The sequence below is a fragment of the Paenibacillus sp. GQ49 genome (assembly GCF_059759055.1).
In genome coordinates this window covers 1-18325 of sequence record NZ_JCAXEL010000001.1, presented here as the reverse complement: position 1 = coordinate 18325, position 18325 = coordinate 1, and the positions used below count along the sequence as shown (strand labels likewise).

Here is an 18325-nt window from a genome sequence, read left to right as displayed (position 1 = left end):
CAAAAAAACTGGATAACGAGCACAAAATGCAAAAGCGAATGTCCTTGACTGAACGATTGCGACATACCATTAGAATGAAGGCTGATCTGTAACGCAGAGTTTGAAGTCTTCAAGCATAGCCATGAATGGCGGATGGGAGAGCTGTAATGACAAAACGGGTAATTCTGTTGGAAGAAGGTACGGCAGAGATGAAAGGGCTAATGGGCAGTACAGGGGCTGATCTTGCAGAGCTAATCCATGCAGGGTGGTCTGTCCCGGCCGGATTTGTAGTCACAACGGAATGCTGTCGCGAGTTCTGTACCCGTCTTGGACATCTTTCCAGTGAAGGAGAGGAAGAGATTATTAACGCGATCCGGCATCTGGAACAGCAAACCGGCAAGTTCATCGGACATTCGGAGAACCCGCTACTACTCGCGGTACGTAAGGACCAGGATCGAGCATCAGCAACTGCGACACGATCACTGCTCAATGTTGGTCTGAATGATGTTACTGTGGAAGGACTCGCACATCAAACCGGTGACCGGTTGTATGCACTCCAATGTTATCTAGATTACTTAAAGGAATATGGACAGCTGGTACATGCAATTCCGTCTGAATTTTTCACAGAAATATCGAGTCATGTCAAGAGTCGGGATGAAAAGGAACTTGAATTAACCATTACCAAGTTTAAATATTTAATTGAAGGGGAGGGGCGTAACCCTTTTCCTCAAGATGTTCAAATTCAATTTAAAGAAGCAGTACGTGCGGTATATCATTCACAGCGTATTATAGTATCCAGATCTCAGGACGAGATCGTGCGTAAATCATATTACATCTCTTCGGAGCAAAGCGCTCCTGTTCTTATACAAACGATGATGCATGGAAAATGTGGAGAATCAAGCGGGACCGGAACAATATATACGTGTAGCCCACTTACAGGAGAAAAGGGAATTACAGGACGATACGTCCCAACCGGGAACGCGAGCCAAACAGATCACGGCCTGGAGCGTTTACGGAACGAACCTGAGCTGTACACAAGTTTGCTAGAGATTGGAGACCAGTTGGAGACGCGTAATGGAGAAGTGCAGGAAATCACCTTTGTGATTGTTGCCGGCGCGTTGTATGTTGTGCATATCCAGCCCGCACGATTATCCTCCACAGCCACACTGAGGAGTACTGTGGATTTTGTCCATGAAGGACTCATCACCAAGGAAGATGCACTGTTACGCATTGAGCCTGGACATATCACGGAAGTGTTGGAGCAACACTACACAGATTCTAACAGCGAAGCGAGCAATGGACATCTGCCCATACAGATCCAGCCAGTAACTAATGATGAATGTCCAGCTTATAACAACTCAGGTCCACCTTTATCAGCATATCTGCAACTACTGCTCGCTTGGGCTGATGATGTGAAAGAGCTGAAGGTACTGGCCAATGCTGATCGACCACAGGATGCCCTGACAGCACGGCTACTGGGGGCAGAGGGGCTAGGTCTGTGCAGGACGGAGAACATGCTGTTATCACCTGCGCGGTTACCATTTGTACAAAAAATGATCTTGGCTGACAGCGAATCCGAACGCAGGCGTGGGTTGGAGCGTCTGTTGCCGATGCAGCAGTCTGATTTTGAACAGATATTTGAAGCGATGGATGGATACCCGGTAACGATACGTTTGCTCGATTTGCCGTTGCATGAACTGTTACCGGATCTGGGAGTGTTGGAGAAACGACGTGAGTGGTTACAAGCAGAGGAGTGGCAGGAGAAAAAAGACCATCAGAAAGAACTGGAGGAACTGGAGCGTGTCATTCGCAGAGTCTGTGAATTGTATGAACATAATCCGACATTGGGGCAACAGGCTTGTCGGCTGAGTACGGTGTTCCCGGAGATCGTTGATATGCAGCTGGAAGCGATATTCCGCGCAGCGGTGAAAGGGATCCGGCAAGGCTGGTGGGTGCGTCCCGAGATTATGATCCCGCAGATCGGTCATGTACATGAACTTCAGGTGATGAGAGATTTGGTGGATCATGTGGCTGACCAAGTACTTGGTGAGGAGAAGCGGCATTGTCTCTATAGAGTGGGAGCGATGATCGAAGCTCCGAGAGCAGCGCTGACGGCGAATCACATTGCTCGCCAGGCAGACTTTTTCACGTTTGGCGCGGATGAGCTGACAGAGATGACGTTTGGATATAGTCGCCAAGAAGCCGAGAAGCGATTCCTTCAACGTGATACGGACTCTCGTACGGTAACGAATAATCCATTTCATGTGCTGGACATTGAGGGAGTCGGACAACTGGTGGAGATGGCTGTAGTCCAAGGTCGAATTCGAAAACCTCATCTGAAGACAGGGATCTGTGGAGAAAATGTTATAGATCTGGAGTCGATTACGTTCTGCCACCGCATTGGTCTGGATTACGTAAGCTGTTTGCCTGAACAGATCCCTTATGCACGAATTGCTGCTGCACAAGCAGCCATTAAGGGACAGAGAGAGGGAGCGGACACGCAGAACACGGATATCTCTACAATTGCGTAACGCTCACCCTGTCTTACACGGAACTTCCATGGAATAGCAACCAGAAAACTGTTATACTGAAATATGCGTTTTGTAAAATGAACGTAAAATTTCAGGGTAAGGGTTGAAAGCGACCATGTATAATTCCAAAAATGAACGAACTCCAACACGGACCTTATTCACCGTGTTATTCATTCTTATGCTGTTGAAGCTGTCACTGCTGCGGTATTTCTTTTTCCAGGGTCTGTCTGGCATCGGTCTGTTAACTGACGCATTAGGCGCACTAACTGTGGTATGCCTGCTGGATCTGATCGTGCCCAAAGGCTGGAAGCGAGCAGTATACGGAGGATTCAATGTTCTGTTTTCTCTGGTGCTGTTCGCGGCTACGCTGTATAACGTTCATTTCAGTTCGGTACCCACCTATACTGTGCTTAGTGAACTGGGGCAAGTTGCTCAAGTGCGGGGAAGTATAGGGCCTCTTGTACGACCAACGCACTTTCTGTTTTTTGCAGACATCGTACTGGCATTGCCAGTATGGTTGATTATGCGCAGACGTGCGGGCGGGCGTAACTACAGCAGTTATCGCGATAGCGGTTTGACGTTTGGCAGAATTCGCAGACGTTACTGGGGCAAGCTCGGCGTTGCGCTTACCGCTGCATTCTGCATCGTGCTGTCAGGCAGTTTTATTGTCAAAGGTGAAACGATTGATAACGAGCTGGTGCGGGCCGAGAACCTCGGTTTCCTGAACTATCAGGTATCGTCTGCCATTCTGACGAGCAAAGAGAATGAGGCCATTGCCAATGGCAACATTAACGAAACAATTGCCAAGATCAATGAGCTGGTTAGCAAGTATCCGTATCAGGATAAACCAAGTAACGGCTCAGCCGTGAAAGCCAAATATTTTGGTCAGGCCAAAGGCAGTAATCTGATTGTACTGCAACTGGAGTCCTTTCAGAATTTCCCGATTAATGCTTCATTAGACGGTCAGGAGTTAACACCGGTACTGAATGATCTGGCCAAAGAAAGCTATTATTTCTCTCATTTTTTCCAACAGATCGGACAGGGAAACACATCAGACGCGGAGTTCATGTCGAACACGTCTATCTATCCAACCGGAGTTGTTCCCATGTCAGCAGGGTATAGTGACCGTGAACTGCCGAGTCTTCCCAAGGTACTGGCGGAAAAGGGATATGAGTCAGAGACGTTCCATGGGAATGACGTTACTTTCTGGAACCGGAACAAGATGTATCCGGCACTCGGATTCACTCGTTACTTCGACAAGCCCAGCTTTGAGAACGACAGATTCAATGACTTTGGACCATCGGATGAAGAGTTGTACCGTGTAGGTGTGGAAAAAATGACTGCGCATCAGACTGCGAATCAGCCGTTCTATGCTCAGTTCATTACGGCATCAAGCCACTCACCGTTTACGGTTCCCGCTGATCGTGCACGGATCACGATTCCAGCGAACATCACGAATAAACTGCTTTACGATTATCTGCAAGCGATCAACTATACGGACTACGCGGTCGGTCAGCTCATTAATGAGTTGAAGGCGAACGGTTTGTGGGATAACACAACGTTGGTGCTCTACGGAGACCACTTCGGTCTGCCTGCTGATGAAGAGATTACACAGCAGATTCAGGCCAATCTTGGCGTCACTTATGACGGTAAAGTAAGTCGATTCAACATTCCGTTAATGATTCATACGCCGAAACAGACCAAAGGACAAGTGATTGAGCAGCCAGGCGGTCAGTTGGATATGTTGCCAACGATCATGAACTTGATGGGTGTTTCCCTTCAAGATGAGAAGTTCACTGCCTTCGGACATGATCTGCTCAACATGGACCACAATGCCTTCGGTATCCGGTATTACTTGCCGACGGGTTCATTTGTCAACGATGACATTATGTTTATCCCGGGTGCGGGCTTTGACGATGGAACAGCCTATTCGTTGAAGACATATGAACCGGTAACGAATTTGGAACCGTATCGTGCCGATTATGAACATGTGCTCAGCTTGATGAAACTGTCTGACGAGTATGTGAAGTTGTTACCAAAACGTGCACCATAAATCAATTTTCTGCAATAGGTCAGATCAAAAACGTCACCAGTTCAAAAGCTGGTGGCGTTTTTTTTGCATGTTTCTTGCACAAGTGTGGTAATAAAGAGAATAACTAAAGTTTGAAACTGTAATAATTAATGTTACAATGGAATGAGCGAGAATGAAGTGTGCAAAAGCGCGTAATATTTGCAGATCTCATATTCACAGTACTTATGAACCTAACAGACGAGAGGATTGAATATATATGAAACTGAGTGTACTCGAACATGGACATATCAATGAAGGACGAAGTGTGCAGGATACGTTGCAGGAAACGGTGAAACTCGCACAACATGCGGATCAATTGGGGTACTCCCGTTTCTGGATGTCGGAGCATCACGGTAGTGGTGCGCTGTCTTTCTCCAGTCCTGAAGTTATGATTGCACATGTGGCTGCACATACGGATCGAATTCGCGTAGGTTCCGGTGGCGTTATGTTACCTCATTATAGTGCTTATAAGGTTGCAGAGAATTTCCGTCTGCTGGAAGCTTTGCATCCGGGGCGGATTGACCTAGGGATTGGCAGAGCACCGGGCGGCATGCCAATTGCCAGCAGAGCTCTGAATGAAGGGAAATCATCGAATGTACAATTCTTTCCACAACAGATCGCGGATCTGGGCGGATACTTCCACGAGCAGTTGCCCGAGGATCATCGGTTTGCATCTCTGGTAGCCGGACCATCGGTTCCCACGGTACCAGAAGTGTGGTTGCTGGGTTCCAGCTCCGAAGGTGCAAGAATTGCTGCGGCACAAGGGACATCGTATGCGTTTGCCCAATTCTTCGGAACACCAGGCGGCGAAGAAGCGATGAAACATTACCGCAGACATTTCAAGCCGTCCATCCTGAATGACAAACCACATTCAATGATTGCTGTCTCGGCATTCTGCGCGGAGACAGAGGAAGAAGCTGCTGAACTTGCACGCAGCAATGAGCTTTTCTTCTTACGTCTTGGACGAGGTCTTGAACAAAGTTCATTCCCATCTCTGGAGACGGTGAACAACTATCCATACACAGCGATGGAGATGGAACAGATTCGTCAACGTCGTTCTTTTTCCATCGTGGGAACACCGGATCAGGTGAAAGACAAAATTACCGCAATGGCTGAACGCCATGAAGCAAATGAAGTCATTATTGCATCAGCGGTCCATTCGTTTGAAGCACGTCTGCGCTCATTCGGCTTGATTGCAGAAGCCTTTGGACTCAAGCAGGACTAATGGTGAGCAAGCGGGAATAACTACTCTAAACAGACTGGAACTTTGCTCATGCAAGGTTCCGGTTATACTCTTGCGTGATCAGGGAGAGGAGAGATTCACATGCGCAGATGTGTCATTAGTGATATTCATGGCTGTTACGATGAATTTAATGCATTGCTTAAGCTTGCAGATTATAATCCGCAGCAGGATGAATTGATTTTACTCGGTGATTATGTGGATCGAGGTCCAAGCAGCAAACAGGTCATCGAACAGATTATGCAGCTTCAACAACAGCACCATATTATGGTGATCAAAGGCAATCACGATGCCATGATGGTCAAGGCGTTAACCCAAGATGTTGAGCAATATGATCAACACTGGATCCGTAATGGTGGATTACAGACGATGGCAAGTTATCTGGATTTGGAGCTTACTTATGATGAGCAACAGATAGATTGGGAAGCTTATGCTGAAGCCAAAAAGTGGATACGTACACACTATGAACACCATCTTCGTTTTCTGGAACAGCTTCCGCTGGTGTACGAAATTCCGGGTTATATTTTTGTGCATGCCGGGATCAACCCGGATATCGAGGATTGGAGAAGCCAGTCCGAGCGGGACTTCATCTGGATTCGTGAATCATTCTATTCCAGACCAACGACGATTAGAGAGACGGTCGTATTTGGACACACCCCCGTGAAGCATTTGCATGATGAGACAGGCATTTGGTTTGACCCGAGCGGAGACAAAATTGGCATTGATGGTGGTTGTGCCTACGGAGCACAATTGAACCTGCTGGAGATTAGCGAGGACGGCAGTCTACAGACCTTTTTTGTACGGCAAGGGCAGAGCGCGGAAGAGCCTGAGATTTAATATTTTCGTTGCGTATCAGAGTTTTGTATGCTAATTTATAAGGTTGTACGATGGAATAAATAGGATACATACCATATCGACTTGAGGGGAATGACCAAGTTTGGTTATTTTCCAAAATGACTTGCCTGAGAATGATTTGCAATTAATTCGCTGTAAAGGGATTGGAATTTAGCCTTATTAGCGCTATAATCAGTAGGGTATGATTGAAATATGACATGTATTATTCTAAATCAGAATTGACGGAGGGCTATGAATATGGAAAAAGCGTTAATCTTCGGTCACAAAAATCCCGATACGGATACCATCTGTTCGGCAATTGCCTATGCGGATCTCAAAACAAAATTGGGTCAGGACGTTGAAGCTGTTCGTCTCGGCGAAGTCAATGGTGAAACCCAGTTTGCACTGGATCAATTCAAAATTGCAGCACCACGTCTGATTAAAACAGCTGCAAATGAAGTAAACAAAGTTATTCTGGTTGACCACAACGAGCGTCAGCAAAGTGTAAGCGATATTGAGGAAGTGACTGTTGTTGAAGTTATCGACCATCACCGTATTGCTAACTTTGAGACAAGCGGACCTCTGTATTTCCGTGCAGAGCCTGTAGGTTGTACAGCAACCATTTTGAATAAAATGTACAAAGAAAATGGCATCGAAGTGAGTGCACCGATTGCTGGCCTGATGCTGTCTGCAATTATCTCCGATTCCCTGTTGTTCAAATCCCCGACTTGCACAGAGCAGGACGTAGCCGCTGCACGTGAACTGGCTACCATTGCTGGTGTAGATGCAGACACTTATGGTCTGGACATGCTGAAAGCCGGCGCGGATCTGAGCCAAAAAACAATTGCTGAACTAATTTCCCTGGATGCCAAAGAATTCGTAATGGGTCAATCCAAAGTGGAAATTGCACAGGTTAATGCCGTTGACGTGAATGATGTTCTCGTGAAGCAACCTGAGCTTGAAGCAGCTATTGAAGCGATCATTTCCAGCAAAGGTCTCGACCTGTTTGTATTTGTCGTAACAGACATTCTGAACAACGATTCCGTAGCTTTGGCATATGGTACATCCACTAAAGCTGTGGAGAAAGCCTACAATGTGACGCTGTCTGATAGCAGAGCTATCTTGAAAGGCGTAGTATCACGCAAATCACAAATTGTACCGGTTCTGACGGAAGCATTCAACACACTGTAAATCAAACCGATTGGCGTATTTGTACGCTGATATGTATTACAAATAAGTAGCAACACCATCCTAGCCTGCTCTGATCCGTAAATGGTCAGGACAGGCTTTTGATGTAGAGGAGGAAGAATCATGATCAAAAATGAAAAGATCAAAGCAGCCGAAGTGCAGCTTACGGGTCTGAATGGTGAAGATCTGGGTGTGATGTCCACGCAGGAAGCACTTCTACTTGCGAAGCAGCATAAGGTAGATCTAGTGTGCCTGTCCTTGATGACGAGTCCGCCACCGTGCAAGCTGATTGGAGCTGGAGCGGCCAAAGCGGAAGCGCAGCAGGCGAAGAAAAAAGCGAGTAAATCCCCCGATAAACGTAAAGTAAAGGAAATTCGCTTGAACCTTGCGATGGAGGATCATGACCGGGAGACGAAGCAATCTCAAGCGGAGCGCATTCTGAAGAAGGGTGATTCGGTAAAACTCGTCATCCAGGTGCATGGAGCCAAAGAAGGAGTTGTAGGCAAGGAGTGGGCTGAGCAACTGAGCAAATCGCTGGCTGAATTCGGTAGCAAAACGACAGGTGTTCAGGTAAGTGGTAAACAGGTTGTTGTGCAACTGGACCCGATTGCTTAAACTGACAGGAGAGATCCTCGATGTAGCACAAAGGTAAGGCGAATATTGATACCGTAATGATCTTTTGAATGTAAAAAAAGCCCAATGAGGTGGCAGGTTAACTGCTGCTGTATTGGGCTTGTTTGTCATCATTAGTAGTTCAGCTGCGTAAATAACGGCTGCCACCAAGTCGTACATATAACTGTCCGGGTAATACAGGCGTAGAACCAGCGGCAATATTATTCTGGCTGTTTTTGGCGAATCGGGATAAATAAAAGAAGTCCGGATAGATCACCATATCCATTAAGTAGGCGGAGACCCGGCTACCTGGAACGCGGAACTGATTCAGGGTTCGTATAATCTCTTCGCCACTTGCAATACCAATGCCATGACCATAATACAAGTTCTCGCGCAACATGAACGTATTCTCTCCCTGCCACTCGGGGGTTTCCGGAGAAACATCCGGATTTTTGAAATACAGCACATCTCCTGGCAGGGCGGTTTCACTACCGTTTTTTTCAGTTAATCGCAGGTCACTGTCATAATGCCAGTCAAAGAGCAACAGATTTCGAAACAGGGAATTAAAGGCGTCTTCGCGAATGCTCCCCAGCACGCCACCATACAGCACAATAACGGTAGCTGTTGCACATTCAAAGGCATATAACTGTCCATTCCTCCAGATATCCCGGATACCGTCGGCGGGGGACACGTTTGATCTTAGTTCGAACCCACCTTCCGCATTACGATTCCAGTAGGCAGGATTACATCTGGATTTTTCAAAGGATGCAAAACTCACACCACTTCGATCCAATCCTTCCGCTGCATCCACGAGAGAGCCCCTCAGGTCCCACTCAAAACGAAGATGATCCATGGATTGGTACACATACCTTGTAGGACGATTCTGTAGTTGCTGTAACCAATACCATTCAAAATCAGACCATTCCGAGCGGTTCAGCTGGGCGGGTTGATTAGCAACAATGATCATGATCCATAACCTCCGTTCCTATTCGAATATTCAACATTGTATAATCGGGAGAGCACGGGTATTGTGTAGTATATGTCGATTCATGCAGCAATTTTGTCCGATCTCGTTTATCAATCATGGCATTTGGGGTAGTACTCTATAGATGAAGTTATGTTCAGGTCGATCTATTCATACGGAATACATTCAGATTCTCATAAAGGAGGACATGTAATGTCGAAATCCATTACAGAGAGCCGATATCTGTTCGAACAATTGTATACGTACGCACCAATCGGCATTGCTGTCGCATCGCATGTAAATGGACGGTGGTTGCAGCTTAATCCTGCATTTTGCGAGATGCTTGCATACAGTGAAGATGAACTGATCGATACTTCGGTCATACATATGATCTACGAAGAAGATCTGCATATGGAGGAATTCCGCAGCAAGTTTTGGGAAATGACCCATGAAACAAGTCCGATGTACGAGACGGAGGTTCGTCTGAAACGAAAGGACGGTTCGTTATTATGGGCAACCATTAGAGCTTGTATTGTTAGGGATGAAACGAATGGTGAGCCCTTGTATTTGCTGGTACAAGCTGCTGATATTACGAAACAAAAAGATGCAGAGGAAATCCTCATTGTGCAACGTAAACAATTGGAAGAGAGCAGTCGCATCTCTCGGCTGCTGGCGGAGTCTTCACTAGACCTGATTGCAATACATGATGTCGATTCAAGTCGTACATTTAAATATGTATCAAATGCATGTAAAAGCATGTTGGGCTATGAGTTGGAAGAAGTCATAGGTAAGCCGGGAACATTCGTTATCTATCCGGAGGATGTGCCTTTGGTTGAAGCGTACGTAGAAGAGCAGAGAAAGGGTCTGGCTCCCAAACGGCTCAATTATCGCCTGTTACATAAGGATGGATCTACGGTATGGGCAGATACGATTACGCACTATGTATATGACGATTCAGGTGAATTAATGGAGATGGTCGCCGTAACCCGGGATATCACAGCCAGCCAGCAACAACAGTTAAGTATGCAGGAGTACAGATCGTTATTTGACTGTAATCCCCTAGGTGTGGCTTCTCTTGATCTGGAAGGCAATCTGCTGAAAGCCAATATGGGTCAGGAACAGTTGACAGGACACACCAAGGAGGAGCTGCTGAGTCGGCCTTTTGATCACCTCATTGATCCTGTGGATCTGGAGAAGACTCGATATCATTTTGAGGAAACGGTGAAGGGCAATGCACAGAGCTACGAGATAGGTTTAATTCACAAAAATGGGCAGCGGATTGAAACAAATGTGATTAATGTTCCTATTATACTTGAGGACAAAGTTGTTGGGGTCTACGGGATTACGAGTGACATTACTGAGTCCAAACGTTACGTCGAGGAAATCGAGAATCTTAGTTATGAACGGGCATTGATTTTGAATGGCATGTCTGAGGGGGTTATTGGACTGGACCTGGAAGGGAATCTGAACTTTGCCAATCCGGCCGCTGCGGAGATCATGAACTTCTGTCCAAGTGAAATGAATGGCAAAGCACTAGAACAGTTGATGATCCAAATGCAGAGCGAAGGCATCCCCTACCCATCCAAGGATACACCAATTCTACAGGCTGTTCGTGAGGGACGAGGTCTGCCGCGTACCGAATCCGTATTCTGGAGACAGGATGGATCCAGTTTCCTGGCGGAGTTCCAATTGAAGCCGATTATGGATCAGGGTAGAACCCGCGGGGCAGTGTTGGTTTTCCGTGATATGACATCTGTTAAGGACATCATACGTGCCAAGGAAGCAGCAGAGCATGCAGACCGGGCAAAGTCCGAGTTTCTCGCCATCATGAGTCATGAGCTTCGTACGCCATTAAACGGCATCATGGGCATGGCCCATCTGTTAATGGAAACCGAGCTGGATGATGAACAGAAAGTCTTTGCGGAAATCATGATTGATAGCGGCGAATCCCTTTTATACATTTTGAACGAAATTTTGGATTTCAGCAAAATCGAAGCAGGCAAAATGGATCTTGAGCGCGCACCTGTAGATATTAAGGCGATGCTGGGTGGGGTGATCGAGCTGTTTGCACTGAAGGCATCAGAGAAAAATATTGAACTCTATTATGAAGTGTCGGATCACATTCCTGAACGCATTAGAGGGGATGAGACACGAATCCGGCAGATTTTGATTAATCTGGTGGGTAATGCCGTTAAATTCACAGAGCAGGGCCGTATTATGGTAAGCGTAGGTGCTGATTTCTCAGATGAGCATGGTCAGGATAACCTGATGTTGACCTTTAAGGTGAGAGATACAGGGATCGGCATTCCAATAGAAAAGCAGCATCAATTGTTCCAATCCTTCTCACAGCTTGATCCGGCCATCAATCGCAAGTTTGGCGGGACAGGTCTGGGGCTTGCGATCAGCAAAAAACTGGTGGAGTTAATGGGCGGAGCGATTGGCGTACAGAGTGAGATCGGTGAGGGGGCAGAATTCCAGTTCACCCTCGTAGTGGAGCGGTGGTTAGAGGAAAGTAATGACCCGATTGACATCACCGCGAATGATGAACTGCAATTGGATCGAGCTAGTCTTGCCCATGACATCAAAATTTTGATTGCTGAGGATCAAGCGGTCAACAGTCATCTGTTGGAGGAGATGCTGCGCAAGTTTGGCGGAGTATGTGATATCGTTGAGAATGGTGCACAGGCCGTTGATTCATTGAACAAGGTTCAATATGACCTGGTGTTTATGGATATTCAAATGCCAGTTATGGATGGGATTGAAGCGACCTGCCACATCAGACAGAGCCACCCAGAAATACCGGTTATTGCAGCGATTACAGCTTTTGCAGGCGCCGGTGACCGTGAGGAGTGTCTGAAATGCGGGATGCAGGACTTTATCAGCAAACCGTTTCATTCCACGGAGATTAGCCGCGTACTGAATACTTGGGTTCCATATATTCGCTCTCAAAGGGTAACGTAACAGAAAAATAACCTGCGCCTTGAAATTCAAGGTACAGGTTATTCTGTCATTTACGACCAGCCTCCGATTAAACCGGAGAGAGTCACACATTCGTCATCTTCCAAATCTGCAATCAGAGTGAGTTCTTCGTTGTCTTGTGGATCAACGGAGAATAATTCACGGCGTCCGTCCTCATGCACAATAATGACTAACTGATGGCCGCCCTTTGTATCAAACTGGTACTTTACTCCGATACCAGGTAGTGGGCATTCGCGGATATTCATGAAACCTGTCACCTCTTTAGCTTTGCTTAATAAAAAATTAACCGTTCACACAGTACGGATGTATTCTACTATCCATAACACCGTTTGGCAAGTCACAAATAAAATTGGTGTGAAGAATTAATTTTTTCCGCGATGTGATCTTGCACTATGGCGCTGTCTGGCCCGTCTGCGACGAACAAAAAACCAAATGAGCAGAGCAGCGATACATAATAGGCCAATGACTGCAATTATGATGATATTCCGAATATTGGGAACCTGTACAGTCAGATCCAGTTTATTCATCTGGAGGGGTGAAACGTGCCAAATGAGCGTTTTTCCGCCATCCTCCACCTGATCGGCATTGGAATCGGCTGCCTTGATGGGCAAAGACAACTTGAAGTCAAGGTTAACATCTTTTAACAAGAGGTTTTTAAGAAAGCTAGGCACCTTGTTAATTTGATTTTTGATCTCACCATCGGGCATGGACTCCATGAGGTCGGCTTCTGCTGTAATGTGCATCTTGGAAGTGAAGAAGCCGGGTGAAGTTGATTGTTCAACCTTGATCCCTTGTGGTAACTTGGACGTATCAAAGCTGGTTTTATTGCTTTTTTCATAATGGGTGGTCGCTGTGAGCTGCTTCTGATCCCCCTGTTCCGAAACCTCTGCCTGGAAGTTATTTCGATTCAATGCATCTGCGATCAGAGGCATGAGATTGTCTTGTCCAATTTTTCCAAGAGCGGAGTCCTTTACGTTGAGATTGAGATCCAGATCCGTTGATCCATCCATATTTACCGTTAGATGGGCTTCTCCATCAGCACAGGCGGTTAAAACAGATAACATAAGGGCTAATAAAACAGTAAGAAATAGCTGACGTAAGGGGATGCGAGTTGACATGTCTTTCAACCTTTCTGCGTAAAAATCCAAATTCCATTTCATAGAAGTATAGTATACACCGTAAGCATGGCGGATGAAACTTTGCACCGTGCAGCGAGGTACGTATGATTTAGTGTGATCGGGGAAATAATCCATTTATTAAAATTAAAGATTTCGTATTTTTGTCAATGTTCGGTCAATTCAAACGGCGCTTCACCGTGTACACTAGTAGTAGTGTGATGAATATACGGAAGCAGGGAGGTTACATTCATGACATATATCATTATTATGGCTGTTATTATGGTCGTGGGCATGGTCGGAATGGGCTGGTTCTATCAGATTATGGATAAAGACCAAAGCTAGTATTGTTTAAATGTGAAAAGAAGAGAGACAACCTATAAGCTGGCTTCGCTAACGCGAGGCGGGCTTATTTGTGTGGGGAAAATTGTGAGGCACTGACCTTACATAAGTACGTAATATATGTAACCATTCATGTTTTACAATTTGACCGATGGACAAATATTTTTCGTAATTATGGGATTTTTTAGCTGCTTTTTTGTATAATAGGGGGTAGTTTAACTCGGGATACTCCCGAAATTCTGCCAAACAGGAAAGGGTGTACATAAATGAAATTTAGTGAGTATACGTATACACGTCCGAATCTGGAACACATCAAGACATCTTTCCGTGAGCTGTTGAGCGGTTTTGAAGCTGCGGCAACGGTTGAAGAACAGAGTGGGTTCATGGATCAGATTAACGCGCTGCGCAGTGATTTTGAGACACAAGCCCAATTGGTCTACATCCGTCATTCCATTGATACCAATGATGAGTTTTACAAGGCGGAGAACGAATTTTTGGATGAGAATGCACCAATTGTGCAGGAATATATTACAGATTTTTACCGTGCACTGGTTAACTCCAAATTCCGCAACGAGTTGGAACAAAAATGGGGTTCACAGCTGTTCCAACTGGCGGATCTTTCACTGAAAACATTCAGTCCGGAAATTATTGAAGAACTCCAGAAGGAGAACAAACTTTCCACAGAATACAATCAATTGATCGCATCTGCCAAAATTCCGTTCGAAGGTGAAGAGCGCACGTTGCCACAGCTTCATCCATTTGAACTGTCCACGGATCGCTCCATGCGGGAGCGTGCTTCGGAAGCCAGATACACTTTCATGGCTGAACATGAAGCTGAATTCGATCGCATTTACGATGAACTGGTTAAAGTGCGTACACAAATCGCGAAGAAACTGGGTTATCCAAGCTATGTGGAACTCGGTTATGATCGCATGAACCGTACGGATTACAATGCAGAGATGGTAGCTAACTTCCGGGCGCAAGTTCGTGATTATATCGTACCTGTGGCGACCAAGCTCAGAGAGCGCCAGCGTAATCGGATTGATGTGGATACGCTGTATTATTACGATCAGGGTTTCAGCTTCAAGACGGGTAACCCGACACCTAAAGGTGACGCGGACTGGATTATCGATAATGGTAAAAAAATGTACGCTGAATTATCACCAGAGACGGATGCATTTTTCCAGATGATGACTGAAAACGAGCTTATGGATCTGGTAAGCAAAAAAGGTAAACAGGGCGGCGGATATTGTACGTTCCTGAACGATTACAAAGTGCCGTTTATCTTCTCTAACTTCAACGGTACATCCGGTGATATTGATGTATTGACACATGAAGCAGGTCATGCTTTCCAAGTGTATGAGAGCCGTGATTTTGCAGTGCCTGAATACAACTGGCCGACATATGAATCTGCTGAGATTCATTCCATGAGTATGGAGTTCTTCACATGGCCGTGGATGCAGTTGTTCTTCAAAGAAGATACGGACAAGTACAAGTTTGATCACCTGTCTTCCGGTCTGTTGTTCATTCCGTATGGTGTAGCTGTGGATGAATTCCAGCATTTTGTGTATGCGAATCCGGATGCAACTCCAACGGAGCGTAAGCAGGCATGGCGCAACATTGAGAAGACCTATCTGCCACACATCAATTACAAAGATAATGCGTATCTGGAGCAGGGTGGTTTCTGGCATAAGCAAGGTCACATTTTCTCATCGCCGTTCTACTACATTGACTACACGTTGGCACAAATCTGTGCATTCCAGTTCTGGAAACGCAGCAATGAGGACATGAAGTCCGCATGGGCCGACTATCTGACATTGTGCAAAGCGGGAGGAAGCCTGTCCTTCACCGGATTGGTTGAACTGGCTGGATTGAACTCACCATTCGAGGATGGCTGTGTATCCTCCGTAATTGGCGATATTGAGGCATGGCTTGACGGCGTGAACGATAAGGCGCTGTAAGCCTTCGTCAGGATGCTTTTAGTAATAGTACCTTCAGTAAGGTATAAGTTGTGGATAAAGCTTTAAGATAGATAAGTAAGACGGCTTGGAGACCTTCGGGTGTCTGGGTCGTCTTTTTCATTATAGGTAAAAATCAACCTTCAGTGTAACATTTATCGGACTCATTGTGATTTATTTCACTATATCTGAAAACGGATTCAGTTACAATGGAGATAGTAAATCAGGGGTTACAGGAGGCTGGTTCAAATGGCAACACATGCATATTATGTTCCGCCCGTGAACTTGATGGGTAGAGGCTGTTTACAGGAAGCAGGTCAGATGATTGAACAGATGGGTATCCGCAAGGCGCTGGTTGTAAGTGATCGTCAATTGATTACTTCAGGCGTTGCTGAACAGGTACTGTCTATACTAAGAAAATCAGGGTTAGAATATGTTGTATATGATGAGGTTCAGCCTAATCCAACATGTCAGAATGTACATGATGGACTTCAAGTATTCCAGGATCATGGCTGTGACGCCATTATATCGATAGGCGGAGGTTCACCGCAGGATGCTGCCAAAGGGATTGGTATTGTAGCTACGAACGGTGGGCATATCCGTGAATATGAAGGACTGCATCAATCGAAACATAAGTCCGTACCACTTGTGGCTTTTAACACAACAGCGGGCACATCGAGCGAGGTGACAATTAACTACGTGATTACAGATGAGGAACGTAAAGTGAAGATGGTGATGGTGGACCGCAACAGTCTGGTCTCCCTGTCGGTTAATGATCCAGAGTTGATGCTCAGCAAACCTGCAAGTCTCACAGCGGCCACAGGAATGGATGCGTTGACCCATGCCGTAGAAGCGATGGTTACACCGGGTGGATTTACAGTGACAAGTGCGACAGCTGCAGCAGCTGTTGAATTGATCTTTGAATATTTGCCTAGAGCCGTGAGAGACGGCAGTGATCTGGAAGCGCGGGAACATATGACGTATGCGTGTTTCCTTGGCGGGATTGCTTTTAATAATGCAGGATTAGGTTATGTCCATGCGATGGCGCATCAACTGGGTGGCGTATATGATCTGCCGCACGGTGTCTGTAACGCAATGTTACTCCCCTATGTGGAAGAGTTAAACGCCAAGCATGTACCCGGAAAATTCCGTCATATTGCTAAGGCAATTGGTATGGATGTGAAGGGTAGAAGTGATGAGGAGTGTTCCGATTACGTTATTGAGGCCATACGTCAGCTATCGAAGGAAGTAGGCATTCCTGAGAAACTGTCTGAACTGGGTGTAAAAGATCCCGATGTGGAACTGCTTGCCGATAACGCGATGAAAGATGCCTGTGCACCAGGCAATCCCTATCAACCATCCAAGGATGAAGTGATGGAGCTGTTCCGCAAAATAATATAAGTGCGAGCGTATCGAGTCGGAGGGAATCCGGCTCTTTTTTGTGTTTTCTAATTTCGGATATTGCATATATGCCTTTGGGCATCTTCACAAATGGAGTTCAATGCGTAATAATGTAGGTCGGGCCATTGGCAACATATGAAATCGACATCAGGAGGCATCATGAGACTTAGTACAAGTAACCTAAACAGCTATATTAAGCAATATGAGACTTATTTAAGCGTGGAGCGTAATCTATCCCTTAAATCCATTAAAGCCTATCTGTCTGATCTCAACAGACTTGTAGAATGGCTTGATACTAAACATATTCATGATGTAACCAGAGAAAATTTACGAATGTATCTGGAACAATTAAACAGTGAACACACACTTAAAGACTCGACCATTAAAAGAAAGTACATATGCTTCAAAGCATTTTTTAATTATTTGGTTCAAAGCGGAGATATAATCGAGTCCCCAATTATTGGTTTCGGAAAAAAATTCAAAACGGCAAGACGTATTCCAAAGACACTCTCTGTCAATGAGGTTGAGAAGTTATTAAATGCACCTCAAGAGCACATGAAACAATTACACACGAGTTTTAGAAGAAGAATCAACCTTCGCAACGATGCTATTATTGAACTGCTCTATGTGATTGGAATTCGTATTGGAGAACTAGTGAATATTGATATGGAGCACATCGATCTCGAAGAGAAAACCGTATTGATTTTTGGAAAAGGTCGTAAGGAGCGGCTGCTCTACATTTCAAGTAGCGAAGTCATCCATAAAATTAAAACATGGTTGCATGCTCGCGAACATTTCGACCCCCAATCTGATGCTCTGTTCCTTAACAAATATGGTGATCGACTCTCCATTTACTCCATTGAGGATATTTATTCTAAATACAGGGACTTATCTAAGGTTAGCAAAAAATCAACACCGCACTATCTCAGGCACAGCTTTGCTACACATCTGCTGAATAATGGTGCAGATTTACGATCAGTCCAAGAAATTCTCGGACATACCAATGTCAGCACGACCCAAATATACACAGAAGTGTCTGTTGAACGGAAGAAGGATGTACTTTCACGGTTTAATCCGAGAAATAATCTAAAAGTGTAGAGAAAAACCTCCA

At 45.5% G+C, this 18325-nt stretch carries 13 protein-coding genes; 10 read left to right on the top strand and 3 right to left on the bottom strand.

Features of this window, described 5'->3' with window-relative positions; all coding sequences use genetic code 11:
* Positions 1-146 precede the first annotated feature (146 nt).
* The 6 genes from AC6CIF_RS00065 to infC all read left to right on the top strand — a co-directional run bounded on the left by AC6CIF_RS00065 (position 147) and on the right by infC (position 8458).
* Positions 147-2510 carry a putative PEP-binding protein gene (locus tag AC6CIF_RS00065; RefSeq protein ID WP_498197192.1) on the top strand — a complete coding sequence of 788 codons (2364 nt, stop codon included), beginning with the start codon at positions 147-149 and terminating at the stop codon, positions 2508-2510.
* Positions 2511-2625: 115 nt separating this feature from the next.
* Entirely contained in the window at positions 2626-4563 is a 1938-nt protein-coding gene (locus AC6CIF_RS00060) for an LTA synthase family protein (protein WP_498197190.1), read from the top strand.
* Between the two features lie 235 nt (positions 4564-4798).
* Positions 4799-5806: an LLM class flavin-dependent oxidoreductase gene (locus AC6CIF_RS00055; RefSeq protein ID WP_498197188.1), complete on the top strand. Its 1008-nt coding sequence runs from the start codon at positions 4799-4801 to the stop codon at positions 5804-5806.
* Positions 5807-5905: 99 nt separating this feature from the next.
* Entirely contained in the window at positions 5906-6658 is a 753-nt protein-coding gene (locus AC6CIF_RS00050) for a metallophosphoesterase family protein (protein WP_100528824.1), read from the top strand.
* Positions 6659-6913: 255 nt separating this feature from the next.
* Entirely contained in the window at positions 6914-7846 is a 933-nt protein-coding gene (locus tag AC6CIF_RS00045; protein WP_498197186.1) for a manganese-dependent inorganic pyrophosphatase, read from the top strand.
* A 120-nt stretch (positions 7847-7966) separates the two neighbouring features.
* On the top strand, positions 7967-8458 hold the full coding sequence (infC, locus tag AC6CIF_RS00040) for a translation initiation factor IF-3 (protein ID WP_498197183.1): 492 nt from the start codon (positions 7967-7969) through the stop codon (positions 8456-8458).
* A gap of 139 nt (positions 8459-8597) precedes the next feature.
* On the opposite strand, the gene tgl is transcribed toward infC, so the two are convergent.
* Complete coding sequence (gene tgl, locus AC6CIF_RS00035; protein WP_498197181.1) at positions 8598-9422, bottom strand: spore coat transglutaminase TGL; 825 nt, start codon at positions 9420-9422, stop codon at positions 8598-8600.
* 210 nt (positions 9423-9632) lie between these two features.
* On the opposite strand from tgl, the gene AC6CIF_RS00030 reads away from it, so the two are divergent.
* Positions 9633-12380, top strand: a complete 2748-nt coding sequence (locus tag AC6CIF_RS00030) for a PAS domain-containing hybrid sensor histidine kinase/response regulator (RefSeq protein WP_498197179.1) — start codon at positions 9633-9635, stop codon at positions 12378-12380.
* A gap of 50 nt (positions 12381-12430) precedes the next feature.
* Here AC6CIF_RS00030 and AC6CIF_RS00025 read toward each other — a convergent pair whose 3' ends face one another.
* Positions 12431-12643 carry a cation:proton antiporter regulatory subunit gene (locus tag AC6CIF_RS00025; protein ID WP_017688899.1) on the bottom strand — a complete coding sequence of 71 codons (213 nt, stop codon included), beginning with the start codon at positions 12641-12643 and terminating at the stop codon, positions 12431-12433.
* 117 nt (positions 12644-12760) lie between these two features.
* Positions 12761-13516: a hypothetical protein gene (locus tag AC6CIF_RS00020; protein ID WP_498197176.1), complete on the bottom strand. Its 756-nt coding sequence runs from the start codon at positions 13514-13516 to the stop codon at positions 12761-12763.
* Between the two features lie 605 nt (positions 13517-14121).
* On the opposite strand from AC6CIF_RS00020, the gene AC6CIF_RS00015 reads away from it, so the two are divergent.
* From AC6CIF_RS00015 to AC6CIF_RS00005, 3 genes are all read left to right on the top strand, one after another.
* Positions 14122-15816, top strand: a complete 1695-nt coding sequence (locus AC6CIF_RS00015; protein WP_076217123.1) for a M3 family oligoendopeptidase — start codon at positions 14122-14124, stop codon at positions 15814-15816.
* Between the two features lie 246 nt (positions 15817-16062).
* Positions 16063-17214: an iron-containing alcohol dehydrogenase gene (locus AC6CIF_RS00010; RefSeq protein ID WP_498197173.1), complete on the top strand. Its 1152-nt coding sequence runs from the start codon at positions 16063-16065 to the stop codon at positions 17212-17214.
* 159 nt (positions 17215-17373) lie between these two features.
* Positions 17374-18312: a tyrosine-type recombinase/integrase gene (locus tag AC6CIF_RS00005; protein WP_498197171.1), complete on the top strand. Its 939-nt coding sequence runs from the start codon at positions 17374-17376 to the stop codon at positions 18310-18312.
* The last annotated feature ends 13 nt before the right edge of the window (positions 18313-18325 follow it).